Raw genomic sequence first — 16,654 nt, forward strand, 5'->3', positions numbered from 1 at the left:
CCCAATCAGCGACCACCCCTAAAAAGGTGGCGTGGTGAGGAATCCCCCGCGCTCTTTAGCCGGGGGAGGATGTCAATAAACTCATGCTCTACAGGGCGACCCAAGTAACTGATTGGACTATCGGGTTCAGTTAATCAAGCGGATCGCCCCTACCGTTTTATTTAGCTAATTCTGATGTGTTTAGGCAGGTTGTTGCACGGGTAAATTGGCACTCTTCCAAGCACTCCATGAACCGGGAATGTTGATTACCTTTTCAAACCCATGCTTTTGTAGCAAACTGGCAGCTATAGACGCCCGATATCCACTACCACAGTAGGTGGCTAGGGTTTTATTTTTGTCTAACTGATCCAGTTTTTTTTCTAGATGGGGAACATAAATATGTTCAGCGCCAGGGATGCAGCCACTGTGAAACTCTTTATCAGTCCGCACATCTAACACGGTGAGCGTTGAGTCTTCTTTGTGCTGATTCAACTCATTCACCGTCCACTCACCCAGGTGTTGCAAGGGTAGCCCAGCATTCTGCCAACTTTTCATCCCATCGTGGAGATAGCCGACTAGGTTATCGTAACCCACGCGGAATAACTGTTCGGTGACGAGGGATAAGTCTCGCGCACTTTCTACAACGAGTAGCAGCGTTTTTTCTGGGTCAATCATCCAGCCCATCCAGGTAGGAAAGGCAGATTGGAGGGCAATATTAATCGCACCAGGGATATGTCCACCCCCAAATGCCAGCATCGAACGGGTATCGATGACAAGGGTATTTTCATCTGCCATCTTTTGTTGGAATTCTTGAGGGGAGAAGGGTTGCAATGTTGGCACACACCCTTTAATTAGTGCCCCTTTAGCGTTCACTTTTTTCAAGCGTGAGTAGTGAGTGGGGGGTTCTGGCATATCGCCCAAAATCCACTCGACAAATTCTGCTTCGGTTCGCTCTTTCAATGCGTCACTAAAAATTCGTTCATTCCCAATAGTACTTTGTTGTCGATCGCCAATGGATTTACCGCAGGATGAACCCGCACCGTGACAGGGATAGACTTCGACGCGATCGCCTAACGGGACTAATTTGTCGAATAATGAGTGATACAGTTGCGCCGCCTGTTTTTTCTCTGTCCCTGTACCTACTAAATCGGGACGCCCAACATCTAGATTAAACAGCGTATCCCCAGTCAGCACGCCAAAGGGTTCTTTCCCTTGTTGAGCATCATGAATTAATAGGCAAATGTGTTCTGGTGTATGTCCAGGAGTATGCAGGGCGCGAAGGGTAACTGTACCAATTTGTAACTCGTCTCCTTCACTCAGTTGCTGTATCTGGAATTGATAATCTTCACTCTTCCCGCCGTAAATTGTCGCGCCAGTACGGGCTTGAAGTTCATGGACACCGGATACAAAGTCTGCGTGGATATGGGTTTCCAGAATGTGGGTAATTCTCACTCCACGCGATCGCGCTATTTGTAAATAAATATCTACGTCACGACGCGGATCGATAACGGCGGCTACACCCGCTTTGTCATCTCCCACTATATAGGATAGCAGCGCTAGCCCTTCGGTGTTAATTTGTTCTAAAACTAATGCCATGATTTGTTCTCCGATTTAAAGATTAACTCCCTTGTGAATGCTGTGAAATATAGGTTTTGAAGAATTCTTTCATCTGAGGGGATTTCTCACAGTCAAAGCCCATGTTTTTCCCTTTTTCCATGGCTTGTTCTGCGGTCATTCCCTCGCGAGTTGCCACATACATTAATGCCATCGCCCCTGAACGTAAACCACTCTTGCAGTGAATCAGGGCTGGTTTGGGCAGTTCTTCGATCTGCTGGAGAACTTGATTTGCCAGTTGCTCCGTCATCGCATCGGGTTTAACCGGGATATTGACATACTGCAATCCGGCGGCTTCGACTTGCTGCTGTTCATCCCTAGGGAACCCCTCTTCGGAGGGCGATCGCAGATTTAATACCGATTTTACCCCCTCTTGAGCCGCTTGTTGCAATTGCTCCGGCGTCACCTGATTCGTGGCTACGGTTAAGTTATCGTTAATCTTTTTGGCGTTTTCCATGAAAGTCTAACTCCTTGTTAAAATGTCAATAGTATAAATACTTATTTAGATTCCATTCATAGTTTTGGCTGAAAAATGGAAAAATTCCTCTAACCTGAGAAGGATATTATTTTCTATCTAAAGATAGTTTTTATTTTGAGCAAAGGCTAACTGTTTAAGGTTTAGCAACTTCTTGGCTCTAAGTAGGAAACAGCCCTCAAACCCTTACATAAACGAATGACGATCTCCACTGCTCACTACCTATACCCAATTTAAATACGTGACAGCTTACTTATTCAGCAACCCCTGATTAAAGATGAATCGAAGAAAATTCTTTTTCCTCAGTAGCTCAACGGCTGGCGCTATCTTACTCAGTCAGTGTTCTTCGGCTACGACTAAACAAGCGCAGTCGGAAAAATTACGCTTGTCTTCCAGGCGATTGAGTAGCCAAGGCGGACAACTCGATATTGCTCTCAATGCGGGTTACGGTGATATTAACCTCGCCGGACGTCAAGCCCAACTTTACAGCTATAACGGACAAGTTCCCGGTCCAGTTTTAGAAGCTCAGCCAGGAGATTCTGTTCGGATTCAATTCAGTAATAATCTACCAGAAGCAACCAACCTGCACTATCACGGACTCCACGTTTCCCCCACTGGAAATGCTGATAATGTCTTTCTGGAAATTCCCTCTGGGGAGCAACTAACCTATGAATTCACGATTCCCCAAAACCATCCGGCGGGAACCTTCTGGTATCATCCTCACCTTCATGGTTTGGTCGCCAAGCAGGTTTCCTGGGGAATGGGGGGATTATTTATTGTGCGTGGTGAATTAGACCAAATTCCGGAAATTGAAGCGGCGCAAGAAGAATTATTGGTTATCCAGGATTTTGGTTTAGATAGCGGCGGTCAGGTGATTACACCCCACCCCATGGAGCAAATGCATGGACGGGAAGGACAACTGATTACTATTAATGGTAATGTTAATCCGACTCTATCGATTCCATCCGGTGGCTTATTGCGTCTGCGAATTGCTAATGCTTCGCCCTCTCGTTTTTATCGTTTGAGTTTAGAGGAACATCCCTTTTATTTAATTGCTACTGAAGGGGGTTCTATCTCTGAACCTGTCGAACAGCAAGAGTTACTGTTAACGCCGGGACAGCGAGTTGAGGTGCTGGTGTCCGGAGAGCGAGAACCTGGAGAATACCGTTTGTTAAATCAACCCTATAACCGAGGGAGTATGGGTATGATGGGCGGTGGTATGATGGGTCGTGGTCGAATGGGTCGTGGTATGATGGGTCGTGGTATGATGGGTCGTGGACAGACTAACGATTCCGGAAATGTCGAGGTATTAGCCACACTCCGCTATAACGGACAAGTTGAACCGCTTCCCTTACCCAAACGCTTGATTCCAGTAGACGCCTTGCCCGAACCTGAGACGACACGACGTTTTACTTTCAGTCATGGTATGGCTCCGGGACAGGGTATGGTGTTTTTGATTAATGGCAAAACATTCGACCACCAGCGCATTGATACCCAGGTGCAATTAAATACTGTGGAAGATTGGGAGTTGGTGAATACGGGGATGATGGATCATCCGATTCACTTACATACTAATCATTTTCAAGTGATTGACCGCAATGGTCAACCTGAACCCTATCGGGCTTGGCGAGATACGGTTTTAGTACCAGTTGGGGGAACAGTGCGGATTCGGGTTCGGTTTACCGATTTTCCGGGAAAAACAGTTTATCACTGCCATATTTTAGATCATGAAGATTTAGGCATGATGGGTACTATAGAAATGGTGAGTTAACGTTAATTCAATTTTACAATTTGACCGGGGCGGGTTTAGTGGCATCTGGGTAAACCAGAAACGATAGTTGTGAAACCCGCCCCTACATGGGCGCTATGATGTTCTGTGATTTGGCATCAGTGTTTGTGTTGATTCCTCATGACTTTAGTGATTTTTTTCCACTTTTCCTTCTCGGCTAAGGAGGCTTTTTGGTCTTGTTTCCGGGCTAGATAGTGAAGTTCTTTTTGCAGTTTTTGATAATTCAGGAAACGCTGATCATCAAGGGTGCCATTTTCCAAGGCTTGTTGCACAGCACAACCGGGTTCGTCTTGGTGTTTACAATTGCGAAAACGACAGTGCTGGGCTAAGGTGTCGATATCGGTAAAGGTATCGGCTAAACTTTCCTCGTCTGCCCAAATCTGAAGTTCCCGCATCCCTGGAGTATCTATCAGCAAACCCCCTGAAGGCAGGGGAATCAATTGGCGATGGGTGGTGGTATGTCGCCCTTTACTATCGTCCGAACGGACTTCTCCAACCGCTTGCACGACTTGACCGATTAACTGGTTCACCAAAGTTGATTTGCCGACGCCTGAGGAACCTAGTAAAGCAACAGTTTGTCCGGGTTTTAGGTAAGGTTTTAGGGCTTCTAATCCCTGATTTTTGAGTGTACTTAATATAATCACAGGTACACCAAAAGCGATCGCTTCAACAGCCTCTTGCTTTTCAGCGATATCCTCGCATAAATCCGCTTTATTGAGGACAATTACAGGATTCGCGCCGCTTTCCCACACCAGAAGTAGGTAGCGTTCAATGCGCCGCAGATTAAAATCTCCATCCAAACCAGAGACCAAAAATATCGTATCGATATTCGTGGCAATAATTTGGACTTCGGTTTTTGCGCCAACGGTTTTCCTTTGAAATTGACTTTTTCGGGGCAAAATGCTGTGAATTATCCCATGTTTACCTTCATTGGTGAGGCGAATCACCACCCAATCTCCTACAGCCGGAAAGTCCTGGCGTCCAGTTGCTTGGTATCGCAGTTTGCCGATAACCTCTGCTGAGAGTTCGCCTTGTTCGGTGTAGAGACGATAAGTATTTTTGTACTCTAGGGCAACTCGACCAATGGTGTAACCCTCTTGCCATTGGGAATTGAGGCTGTTGGCAAAAAATTCACTCCAGCCTAATGATTCTAAATTCATTGGTTTCCTCAGTGTCTGTTGCTTGATTTGAGCAAGGCGCACAGAGGATTTTTGACGTTCGTTAGCCTGAGAAACGACGCGATCGCGTCAAACCCTCTGTGGTTACCTTGAGTTGTGTTATGGGGGTGGAAATGGTTACAAGCTCAGACATAGAGTTATCCTTCCGGGTATTTCCCGACAACAGATTTATATATTATACTACAAAAACACTACAGTTATCTCAGCGCCCGATTCAGCCGAGTAGAAACGGGTGAGATTACTAATTATGACTTATTGACAGGTAACTTAATCACAAACTCTGTTCCTTGAGGGGGATGGGAATGACATTGAAGCTGTCCCCCGTGTTTGTCTACGACAATCTGGTAGCTAATTGATAATCCTAAACCCGTTCCTTGACCGACGGGTTTTGTAGTAAAGAACGGATCAAATATTCGGGATTGAACCTCTGCCTTGATGCCAGTACCGTTGTCAGCAATACGAATAATTACCCAGTTGGGTTCAACGAATTCCGTGTGAATCCGAATCATCGGTGAGGGTTGAGGATTTGTTGTCGAGTAGTGTAGGCAAATCTCGCTGTCGGCTGAAGGTATTCTTGATAAATAGGCAGTATTATGAGCTTCGTCAAGGGCATCAATGGCATTGCTCAGAATATTCATAAACACTTGATTGAGTTGACCCGGATAACAGTTGACTAAAGGCAGTTGACCATAGTCTTTAAGCAGTTGAATCGGAGGACGATTCCCCTGTTGTGTCAGTCGATGTTTTAAAATCAGCAGTGTGCTATCGATGCCTTGATGGAGATTCACCCGTTTGTAATCGGCTTCATCGAGTCGGGAAAAGTGGCGTAAGGATTGGACAATTTCACTGATGCGACGAGCGCCTTCTTGCATCGAGGCGAGAAGTTTGGGAAAATCGGTGGCAATAAATTCTAGGTCAATGTATTCTCTGTATTCGGCAATCTCGGCGACAGGTTCGGGATAGTGTTTGCCATAGAGTTGGACTAGGTGCAGCAAGTTTTGTGTATACTCAGAGGCGGGAGCAATGTTACCGTAGATGAAGCTGGTGGGGTTGTTGATTTCATGGGCTACCCCGGCGACGAGTTGCCCCAAACTAACCATTTTTTCATTCTGTACCAGTTGGGCTTGGGTGCGTTGGAGTTTCTGCAAGGCTTGTTCGAGTTGCAAGGCTCTTTCTCGTTCTTGCTGAGTGATTAAGCGCAAGGCTTCTTGGGAACGTTTGCTCTGGGTGATGTCGGAAAATGAGGTGACAACGGCGTAGGGTTGGCTGTCTCCGGGATGAAACAGCGGTTGAGAATTTATGCTAATCCAGGTGATATCATGTCTTTGTTCCTGGTAAACTGGCTCCTTTTCTTTTAGCCTCAGCCCTCCGCTTTTTGCCCTGTTTCTAGGAAGATGTGAGTCGTTTACTGGACAGGATAGGAGTGACGCTTTGGGTTGGGAAATCCCCATAATGACTCTTACTTGGGGTTTCCCTGTGCGTAAAGTTACCATCGCGGGATGCTCTTGGCTGGGGAAGGGAGAGCCATCTTCCTGAATGATTTGTCCTCCCCAGTTCATACCGATTTGTCCGAGTATTTGTTGAGCGGAACGTCCTAAAATGCGTTCTGCACTGGCATTACAGGCAATAATCTGACCGTCTGCTTGCTGGAGTATAATTCCCTCAGACATGGCGGTGACGACGGAACGATATCGTTGTTCGCTGACTCGTAGCTCTTTCTCTATCCGTTGCCGCTCGATGAGTTCTGCCTGTACTCTAGAATAGAGTTCCGATTGTTGGAGTGCGATCGCGACTTGGGTGGCTAATTGCTGTAATAGCTCGATTTCCTCGGATTGCCAGTGCCGTTGACTACGACAGTGATGGACGATTAATAACCCCCAGAGTTTTTCACCTAAGAGAATCGGTACGACTAAGTTGGCGATAACTTGGAAGGGTTTAAGTAACTGGAGATGACAAGGCTGTAAACCTGCGGTATAAATATTAGCGATCGCTCTTACTCGACCTTGCTGATAGAGTTGAGCGTAGTCTTTGCCAAAACAGGGATCATGTAGGGTTGTATTCAGAACGGCTGTCCAGGGTTCCCCCACTGACTCGACCACAATCTGCCCACTCCAGTCTGGATTGAAGCGGTAAATCAACACTCGGTCTGTTTCTAGAAATTGTCGCACCTCGGTGGCGGTGGTGTCGAGAATTTCATCGAGTTCTAAGGATTTGTGAATCCGTAAGGCAATTGAGCCGAATAACCGTTCCCGTTGTTGCGCCGCGACGCGATCGCTGATATCTAGTAGAGTACCGAATAGTTTATTCACCTGACCTTGGGCATTAAAAATCGGTTCTCCTTGGGCGAAAAGATGGCGGATAAACCCGTCAGGGCGCAGGATGCGAAATTCTAGTTGGCAGGATTTCCCACGAACAAGCTGGTGAACTGTTTTTTTCCAAGCCTTTCTATCTTTGACATGAATCGTTTGCCAATAGTCTCTTAGGGTGGGTGTGGGTTGTCCTGGAGAGAGTCCATAAATGCGGAAGGTTTCATCAGACCAAGTGATGTTTTGGGTGGCTAAATCGAATTCCCAACTGCCCACATGGGCAACGTTCTGAGCTTGAGCTAGGTGGGTTTTCTCCTGTAAGAGTGCAGCTTGGGCTTTTTGACGTTCCTTAATTTCGACTTCGAGTTGGGCTGTGCTGGGGATTGTCAGGGCTTGGGGAAGTAGTCGGACGAGTTCCCCGGCGGTGACTACGGAAATCAGGGCAGTCACGGCTTTTATTCCACCCGATAGCCAGTAATTTGGATGCCAAAGCGTCCAGATTGCCATAATATGGGTCGTGCCACAGGCAATGATGAAACCACTAAATAACCAGAAAATCCAGTTAAACGGGACATCGCTTCTCTTGGTGACAAAATAGGTTAGCGTTAGGGGAATGGAGTAATATGCCAATGCGGTGAGAAAATCAGAGATTAGGTGTAACCCAACTAATTCCGGCTTCCAGAGGTAGCAATGTCCGTGGGGAATGAAAAATTCTGCCAATACCATGGTGGTGATAAAAGATTCTTAAGAAAGATTATTAAAGTGGTAGATTCAAGGATTATGCCGTTATTTATACTCTACTCTTTCTCTATCCGGCAAACGGGACAAATCATTACTGTTAAGACTTGCCTATTCCCTATTCCCTTTCCTCACCCTCATACTTATTCAGCAAGCCCTACTTCTTAAACGGCAAATGATAAGGGAAAAAATAACCGCAGATAAGCTGACAGAATAGCTTCTCCCCAAAAAACTGTCAATCCTGCGCCTAAAGCTAGAAACGGTCCAAAGGGCATTGGTTGTCGCCGATTCAGCCAGCCCATCGCCATAGCACCGCCCCCAGCAAACGCGCCGACTGCACAGGCTAAAAACCCAGCTAATAGTAAATACTTCCATCCTAACCAAGCCCCCATCATTGCGGCTAGTTTGGCATCTCCTCCCCCCATCGCGGTTTGCCTAAAGATGATAGAACCGACTAGGGTGATGATGTCAAATAACCAAATTCCCAAAACAGCGCCGCCAATTCCGGTCATGATTTGAGCCGATATATCTGAAAGTTGAGCCGTCTGGAAAAAAGCGAATGCGCCTTGAAAGACTATACCCACAACTAAGCCCGACTGGGTGAGCGAGTTGGGTAGAGTCATTGTATCGAGATCAATTAATGATAGGGCTAATAACCAGCTTAAAAATGCCCAATATCCTAGGGTTTCTATGCCCAAACTATATCGCCAAAATACCAATAAAAACAATAATCCCGTGATTGCCTCGATTAGGGGGTAACGCCAAGAGATGTGACTACGACAATGACGACAGCGCCCTTTTAACCACAGCCAACCCAGGATAGGGATATTCTCCCGCTTCCCTAATTTATGTAAGCAATGAGGGCAACGTGAGGGGGGGAAAAGAATGGATAAATTGGCAGGTAGGCGATAAACAACGACGTTGAGAAAGCTACCAATCGATGCGCCGAGGGTAAATACGATTAAAGAGGTTACGATGATAATTAAAGTATCCATATTTATTTCATTTTAATTTTTGACGATAGCGCAACCACGAACATGGCTATTCAGCTCTCCATAACCAGGATTTAGAATGGGGTTCTTCTGTTAATTGATGATTGGCTTGAATTCCTTGCTGTAAGGTTTCAGTGGGTCGATAAACAAATATGGGGGAAAATGTATCCGAAATTTCTGGAATACCAGGAGGTAAAACCATCTGGAGATGAACGTCGGGATTGAGGGAATGACTCAGAGAAAACATGATTCCCGGAATTTGATCACTAACTACTAGGGGACGTTCCGCTCGATTAATAATTTCAGCGACTTGAGGATTATATCGACTTTTACTATGACTTTTGTGCCACCACACCGGAAATTGGGCGCTGACGATACAGGAGAGAATACCACAAAACAAGAGTGCGATCGCGCCGTATTGCCAGCGCTTCAGATGCTTTGTTTTGCCGTTGATTGCGGTAGTTTTGGCTGCCATCAAATAAGCGACTGCTATCTGAATCCCTAAATAACTGGGAATGGCGTATCGGGTAATACTAGAACGACGCCCGCCTAAAATGACATCGGGTCCAATTAGGGCAATTCCGGTAACGCCAATTAAGGTGATAATAAACACCCAAGCGTTGAGGGGGGCTTTGCGGTAAAGATAGTAAAGCCCATAGCCGGCTAATAAAGCACTGAGGTAATGCAGTGGACTAAATTGGCTGGTTCCTTGATTTACATCAAAGAAAATTCGACTCAAGTTTAATCCCCAAAATAAGGGTAAAAATCCTTCTCGATTCAAGTTAACTGAGGCGGTATTATCCACGAATTTGGAAAAATGGCTAATCACAATCCCTAGCCATGGTAAAAATAAGAGCAACCCGAATAGGGACGATAATAAATAACTCGTCAGCCGCCGACTCCAGCGGAACCCTTCAGTGACTAACATATAAATGCCATGTCCAATCGAAACGAAGGCGGAAAATGGATGAGTATAAAGTCCCAGCGCTACACTCACTCCGTAAATTCCCCAACTCGGTAAGGTTTTCAATCGCATTGCTCGCAATAATGCCGCACTTGATAATAAAATTGTTACCGTCCACAAACTATATTCCCGTGCTTCTTGGGCGTACAAGACATGGAACGGAGAAATCCCTAGAATAGCAACGGCAACCCAACTTACTGTAGATAACCCAAAGAGTTCCCAACATAACCAGTACATACAAGGAAATGCTAGGAAACTGATTAATACGGATAAGCTGCGAATTGTTACAATTGAATCCGGAAAGATTTGCAACCAGAACCGCGCCATTAGATAATAAAGTGGGGAATGTTCTGGATTTCCGGCTAAGGCGTTAATCGTGTCATTGAGATTTTTTTCCGGTGTGGGATACTGATACTGCTCTAAGAAGGCTTTAACCGGAATCACCTCACCGTCGAAAGTCTGCTGGATGATTTCGGTTTGGGTATATCCAGAGATTCGCATCGAGGTCATTGTCTCATCGTACCAGTAAACCTTGCGATCTAGGTTGTAGAAGCGGAAAAATATCCCTAGTACGATTAAGGCGATTGCTAAATTTCGCCACCCGGTTGGACTTAATGGTAATTTTTTTAACATCATTCATCAATCTCACCCACCGGAAATAAAGGGTCTGAAGCCCCGTCCTTCTAGGACGGCTTTTATCCGGATAAACACCCCAGGATAGTATGATACAATGCAGTTGGCTTGCGGCGGCAAAGTCGAAGTCAACTTATCAGGCTTCTACGAAGTAAGCCTGATCTTCTGATCTCACTGGGGATTGCGTCAACTTAGACTTACGTCCAAGTTTCGGTCTCACATCCCCTCCATCAGCAGCAGTCCCAGTCCCTGAGACCGATAGTATTCTGATGCCTTCTGCTCTAATGTTTGCTGAAGCGTTGCCATCTCTATCATGATGAGTGCCACAGCTAGGACAAGTCCATTCCCTAACCTTTAGCGGCATCTCATTCACCTGATAATGGCAGTTTGAGCAGAGTTTAGAACTAGGGAACCAGCGATCAATCTCTACCAGCACCTTGCCCTCAAATTCAAGCTTGTACGATAGGAAATTGACAAACATTCCCCAGCCTACATCAGAAATTGCTTTGGCTAGTTTGTGGTTACGGACCATGCCCTTAGTATTTAGACTTTCGACTACGATAACTTGGTTTTCGTCAACAAGCTTTCTAGATAGCTTATGTAAGTAGTCTTGGCGGACATTTGATATTCGTTCGTGAACCCTAGCCACCAGTTTCCTGGCTTTATCTCTTGACTTGCTTCCCTTATCCTTTCTATCTAGTTTTCGTTGCTTCCGCTTAAGGTTGCGCTCATGTTTGGCTAGGTGCTTAGGATTAGCATATTTAGAGGTTTTGACCCCATCATTGACAATAGCGAAGTCCTTCAGCCCTAGATCAATCCCGGCTACTTTGCCATCGGTGCTAACAGGTGGGCTATCCCCTTCTACCTTGGTCAAGACGGATGCAAAATACTTACCCGATGGCGTCATGCTAACCGTCACCGTCTTGATAGTTCCTTCAATTGGTCGATGTATTTTAGCTTTGACTACGCCAACACGCCCCGGAAACTTAAGGCAACCATCAGAAATCTTGACCGATTGAGGATATTGAATGGACTGCTTATTCCTTTTAGCCTTAAACCTAGGGTATTTAGCTCTACCTTCAAAGAAGTTTTTATAGTCAGTGACCAGATTTAGTGTGGTAGCTTGCAAAACTTGGGAATAGCATTCAGACAACCATTCGGTTTCCTCCTGTTTCTTGAGCTTAGGCAAGAAAGCATTCAACGCAGAACGAGTCAAGCCTTTGCCCGTTAACTGGTAAGTTTCAATACACAAATTAAGTGCATAATTCCACCACCAACGGCTACAGCCAAAGTGTTGAGCTAGTATCACTTGTTGTTCAGTTGTCGGATACAGCCTGACTTTGACGGCTTGATGTCGCATTGCTTTTACCTCCTCTTATCAATATATAGCATTTAGGGTAAGTTTGTCCGGAAGGTTGGAAATTTCGTTTCTTAATTTCCCCCTGTCCATCCTCACCCTACTTCGTTGAGGGTGAGGACTTTCGCGGCTACGTTAATTTATCAAAACTAGGTAATGGGGTATGTTGTGAATCGTGGTTATTGCCAAGAGAGCGATCGCCTGTAGCTCATATCATTTGAGGTGAATGGAATTGCGGTGGTCATTTTGATATGATGAATTGTCTGTTACCTATTCCCTGTTCCCTGTTCCCCTGTTACCTATTCCCTGTTCCCTGAAAAATGGAAATTGAACGCTTTAAACTTTCAAAATCAGCCAAAGACCAACTAACCAAACTCAAACGCTACACTAAAATTGATCAGTGGAATATTCTTTGCCGTTGGGCGTTTTGTCGTTCCCTGGCGGAACCGACTCAACCTTCACCTGTCCCTATTCCGGCTGACTCGAATGTGGAAATGACGTGGCGGGTGTTTGGGGGTGAATTGGCTGATATTTTATTAATTGCTCTAAAGCAACGCTGTCATAATGATGGTTTAGGGTGTGATAAGGATACTCTGACTAATCAATTTCGCCTTCATCTCCATCGGGGTATTGGGTATTTAGCGGGTGATCTAAGTATTAAGAAAATTGAAGATTTTATAGAAGTTGCTTTAACTCAAGGTAATTCTGAGCTGTGATTTCAGGGAGAACGACTATAACTAGAGATACCCTCGTCTAACGAATGCAAGCTTTTGGTTCCTTGGGTTTCTACCTAAGGCGGTTTAACTTAAGGGTTTGTAGTAAGTGCGGCGAAGGTTTATGGCGAAGACAGCCCAACTACGAACAAGCTTATCTCTACTTATAGGGGTTTATAGGAGCGCACATTTTCCCATGATGAAATAGTACCTGAAATGACAGAAAAAGTCAAGGGGTTAGCCTTCATCTCGAATTCGCCTTGAAGAAAGGATAAGTGGGGAGGTATCTCACTGTCTATAAAAACAGGCGTGGACTAGGGAGAGACTGTTTATCCATAAGCACAAGTTAAAGTTACTATAAACTTATAGGCAATCTTCATTGTGGTTGTTTAGAATATCGGTTGACTCGATTATCGGTGAGTAGAGAATTCTCAGCTCTATTAGCCTGATAACTAGCTCCTGATTTTAGCAAGGAAAGACATTTACCCTGTATTGATTCCAAGCTAGATGTTCGAGTTACGGTGAAATGATTTATTCTTTGAACCAAGAAATAAGACTGATAAGGGAACCGCATCTCCTCAACAGGTATAAGACGTATCTACCGCAAAAATCCGGACAGGTATCACAGGTTTGGGTAAGTAATAGCGTATCACTGTCAATGGCACGATATGTCTATTTCAGTTTCCAGCATTTTAGTTTAAGCCTCAAAAAACCTGTCACCAAAGAATTATCAAGTTTAGGGGAATCTACAACGGTGATGACAGCTTACCGTTCAATTGATAGCGCTTTAACAAAAGCGTAGTAGTCAGCAGTAAACCGCAACCGGAATGTCCTCTTTTCAGGACTTCGCTCACCCCCCTATAGAGATACCTATGACACAAAAATCATTGCTAGAAATCTTTGAGTATATTTTCTTAGCGGGTTCCGCTGTAGGAACTGTTGTAGCGACGACATCTCAGCAGGTTGCTTATGCAGCAACGCCTTTAACAGTAGCGTTGGCTTTGAACCTGGTTAACCGACGCAACATGGTACAGCAGACACAGGATAACACCAGAAGTGCGATCGCGGAAACATATCAAATTATTCAATCGCTCCATCAGCAAGTCCAAGTTATCCCCACTCTTAATACTCAACTCAACAGCTTAGACCAACAATTTAATGCTCGACCAGAGAAAACGGCGATTGAGGATCTAAAAGCCTCACTCACTGAGCTAACTGAGCAATTTAAGCAACTTAGCCAACACTTTAATAATCGTCCCGAACTGCAAACCATTGAGCAGTTGCAAACCACAGTCGCTCAATTCACAGAACAGTTTAATACCCTCAGCACCAACTTTGCTCAGCTATCGACTGAGCCAGAGGTAGACTTGAGTCGTATTGAACAAGCCATTTTTGAGCTGACGGAGCAATTTAGCCAACTCTATCAACAATTCCATAGTCGTCCGGAACTTGAGGATATTGAGCAATCTCAGATTGCTGTGGCTCAACTCAATGAACAACTCAATACGATTAATATTCGCCTTGAGCAGTTACCGGCTGCATCTGAGGTAGACTGGAGTCATCTCGAAGGCGCGATCGCACAAATTACTACTCAAGTTGAAACCTTAACCACTCAGGTTAGCACCCAATCCACTGCAACCACTGATCTCACTGGGGTAGAAGCCGCACTCTCAGAACTTACTGAAGAACTTAGCCAACTCCAGCAACAGTTCCAGACTCGTCCCGAACTACAAACCATTGCACAACTTAGAAACCAAGTCGCCACCCTCACTCATCGTCTAGAGGAGTTATCCACCGCGCCAATAACAGACTTAATCAGCTCTGAAGCTGCGATCGCACAAATTACCCGTCAAGTTGAAACCTTAACCACTCAGCTTAACACCCAACCCACCGCAACAACCGATCTCACTGAGCAATTTAGCCAACTCCAGCAACAATTCCAGACTCGTCCCGAACTGCAAATTATTGCACAACTGACGGAGGAACTCGAAACCCTCAGCCATCGGTTGGATCAGCTTCCCACAGCACCAACCGCCAACTTAAACGGTTTTGAACCCGTTATTGCACAGATTACCAGTCAGGTCGAAACCTTAACCGCACGCATTAATACCCTCCCCCTCTCCGGTGAAATTGACTTCACCGACATAGAAGAAGCGATCGTGCAAATCCACGGTCAGATTAATACAATCCAGCAACAATTCCAGAATCGACCCGAACTACAAATTATAGAGCAATCCCAAGCCACGATCGCGGACTTGAGTGAGGAACTCGAAACCATTCGCCATCGGTTGGATCAGCTTCCCACAGCACCAGCCGCCGAGTCAAGTGCGATCGCGGATATCACCGAGCAACTGGAACTCTTAACCACTCAAGTGAACATTCTATCCCCGATTTCCGACAGGGATTTACAGGGAGTAGAAAGTGCGATCGCGGATATCACCGAGCAACTGGAGAGATTAAGCACCAGAGTTGATAGCCTTCCCTTAACCTCAGCCGTCGAAGCCACGGACTTCAGTGAAATCGAAGCCGCAATTATTGATTTTAATCAACAACTGAGCCAACTTGATCAACAATTTAACACCAGACCCGAACTAGACACCATCGAGCGATCGCAAACTGACATCACCCAGCTTGCTGAAGAATTTGCCATCCTCAATAGTCGCCTTAACCAACTCCCGACTCCGTCACAGGAGGGGGTAGAACAGGTGATTGGGGAGATTAGGGTTCAAATTGAAACCCTAAACCAACGGCTGGATCAACTTTCCCCCCCCTCCCCAACCGATGTCAGTCAGTTAGAACAAGCCATAATTGACATTACCGAACAAATCGACAGCTTAACCAGCCAAGTCAACACCCTATCTGCGGTTTCAGACACTGAGGTACTTGACGTAGAAGACACCCTGTCTCAAATCCAAAGTCAGATAAACACACTCAATCGACAGTTCCAGAATCGACCGGAACTTCCAGAACTTGAGCAAACTCAAAGTGCGATCGCGCAACTGAGTGAGGAACTCGAAACCCTGAGCATCCGCCTGGAACAGCTATCAGCAGCACCAGAGGGTGATGGTAGTGTCACCGCACAAACCCTTGTTGAGATTACAGGTCAAATCGACACTTTAACCGAACGGGTAAATACCCTCTCCACTCCCACAGAAACCGATTTGAGTGGGGTAGAAACGGCGCTTTTTGAACTCACTGAACAAGTTAGTCAGCTTCAGCAACAGTTCCAGAATCGTCCGGAACTTCAAGAAATCGACCAATCTCAACGTGCGATCGCGCAACTGAGTGATCAACTCGAAACCCTCAGCACCCGCTTGGATCAATTACCCATTGTTCCAGAGGTAGACGTAAGTGCGACAGCACAAACCCTTGCTGAGATTACCGATCAAATCGACACCTTAACCGAACAGGTGAATACCTTATCCACTCCCACAGAAACGGATTTGAGTGGTGTCGAAGCCGCACTTTTTGAACTCACTGAGCAATTTAGCCAACTCCAGCAACAGTTCCAGAATCGTCCGGAACTCCAAGAAATCGACCAATCTCAACGGGCGATCGCTCACTTGAGTGAACAACTGGAAACCCTCAGTACTCGCCTAACGGAGTCACCCACTGTCCCAGAAGTAGACTTGAGTGGGATTGAACAAACCATTGTTGAGATTGCTGAGCAGATCGAAACCTTAACCGAACGAGTGGATACAATCAGCACTCGCCTGGATCGCTTACCCACTGTTCCAGAGATAGACTTGAGTGGGATTGAACAAACCATTGCTGAGATTGCTGAGCAGATCGAAACCTTAAGCGAACGAGTGAATACCCTATCCACTCCAACAGAAACAGATTTGAGTGGGGTAGAAGAATCACTTTTTGAACTCGCTGAACAATTTAGCCAACTCCAGCAACAGTTCCAGAATCG

Annotated in this window: 11 protein-coding genes; 4 read left to right on the top strand and 7 right to left on the bottom strand. The window is 45.6% G+C overall.

The features are described from left to right. Nucleotides 1–180: 180 nt before the first annotated feature. A complete protein-coding gene (locus ACLGGO_RS31815) occupies nucleotides 181–1,575 on the bottom strand; it encodes an MBL fold metallo-hydrolase (protein WP_446422309.1) in 1,395 nt (464 codons plus the stop codon). 22 nt (nucleotides 1,576–1,597) lie between these two features. Further along, the gene (locus ACLGGO_RS31820; protein ID WP_446422310.1) at nucleotides 1,598–2,050 is read right to left on the bottom strand and encodes a beta-lactamase hydrolase domain-containing protein; all 453 of its coding nucleotides are present in this window, start codon (nucleotides 2,048–2,050) and stop codon (nucleotides 1,598–1,600) included. A gap of 295 nt (nucleotides 2,051–2,345) precedes the next feature. On the opposite strand from ACLGGO_RS31820, the gene ACLGGO_RS31825 reads away from it, so the two are divergent. Beyond that, nucleotides 2,346–3,839 carry a multicopper oxidase family protein gene (locus tag ACLGGO_RS31825; RefSeq protein ID WP_446422311.1) on the top strand — a complete coding sequence of 498 codons (1,494 nt, stop codon included), beginning with the start codon at nucleotides 2,346–2,348 and terminating at the stop codon, nucleotides 3,837–3,839. Between the two features lie 116 nt (nucleotides 3,840–3,955). Here ACLGGO_RS31825 and rsgA read toward each other — a convergent pair whose 3' ends face one another. From rsgA to ACLGGO_RS31850, 5 genes are all read right to left on the bottom strand, one after another. After that, complete coding sequence (rsgA, locus tag ACLGGO_RS31830) at nucleotides 3,956–5,017, bottom strand: ribosome small subunit-dependent GTPase A (protein WP_446422312.1); 1,062 nt, start codon at nucleotides 5,015–5,017, stop codon at nucleotides 3,956–3,958. 263 nt (nucleotides 5,018–5,280) lie between these two features. Further along, nucleotides 5,281–8,067, bottom strand: coding sequence for a GAF domain-containing protein (locus tag ACLGGO_RS31835; protein ID WP_446422313.1), 2,787 nt, complete (start codon nucleotides 8,065–8,067; stop codon nucleotides 5,281–5,283). A gap of 176 nt (nucleotides 8,068–8,243) precedes the next feature. Next, nucleotides 8,244–9,074, bottom strand: a complete 831-nt coding sequence (locus tag ACLGGO_RS31840; RefSeq protein ID WP_446422314.1) for a prepilin peptidase — start codon at nucleotides 9,072–9,074, stop codon at nucleotides 8,244–8,246. A gap of 46 nt (nucleotides 9,075–9,120) precedes the next feature. After that, entirely contained in the window at nucleotides 9,121–10,671 is a 1,551-nt protein-coding gene (locus ACLGGO_RS31845) for a glycosyltransferase family 39 protein (RefSeq protein ID WP_446422315.1), read from the bottom strand. 133 nt (nucleotides 10,672–10,804) lie between these two features. Further along, a complete protein-coding gene (locus ACLGGO_RS31850) occupies nucleotides 10,805–12,028 on the bottom strand; it encodes an RNA-guided endonuclease InsQ/TnpB family protein (RefSeq protein WP_446422316.1) in 1,224 nt (407 codons plus the stop codon). Between the two features lie 317 nt (nucleotides 12,029–12,345). Between ACLGGO_RS31850 and dndE the strand changes: the two genes are divergently transcribed. From dndE to ACLGGO_RS31865, 3 genes are all read left to right on the top strand, one after another. Further along, the gene (dndE, locus tag ACLGGO_RS31855) at nucleotides 12,346–12,741 is read left to right on the top strand and encodes a DNA sulfur modification protein DndE (protein WP_446357644.1); all 396 of its coding nucleotides are present in this window, start codon (nucleotides 12,346–12,348) and stop codon (nucleotides 12,739–12,741) included. Nucleotides 12,742–13,396: 655 nt separating this feature from the next. Then, on the top strand, nucleotides 13,397–13,540 hold the full coding sequence (locus ACLGGO_RS31860) for a hypothetical protein (RefSeq protein ID WP_446422317.1): 144 nt from the start codon (nucleotides 13,397–13,399) through the stop codon (nucleotides 13,538–13,540). A gap of 70 nt (nucleotides 13,541–13,610) precedes the next feature. Further along, nucleotides 13,611–16,654, top strand: a 3,044-nt coding sequence (locus tag ACLGGO_RS31865) for a hypothetical protein (RefSeq protein WP_446422318.1), incomplete at its 3' end; no start/stop codon positions are given.

It is taken from the genome of Coleofasciculus sp., assembly GCF_046565525.1.
Lineage (GTDB): Bacteria > Cyanobacteriota > Cyanobacteriia > Cyanobacteriales > Coleofasciculaceae > Coleofasciculus.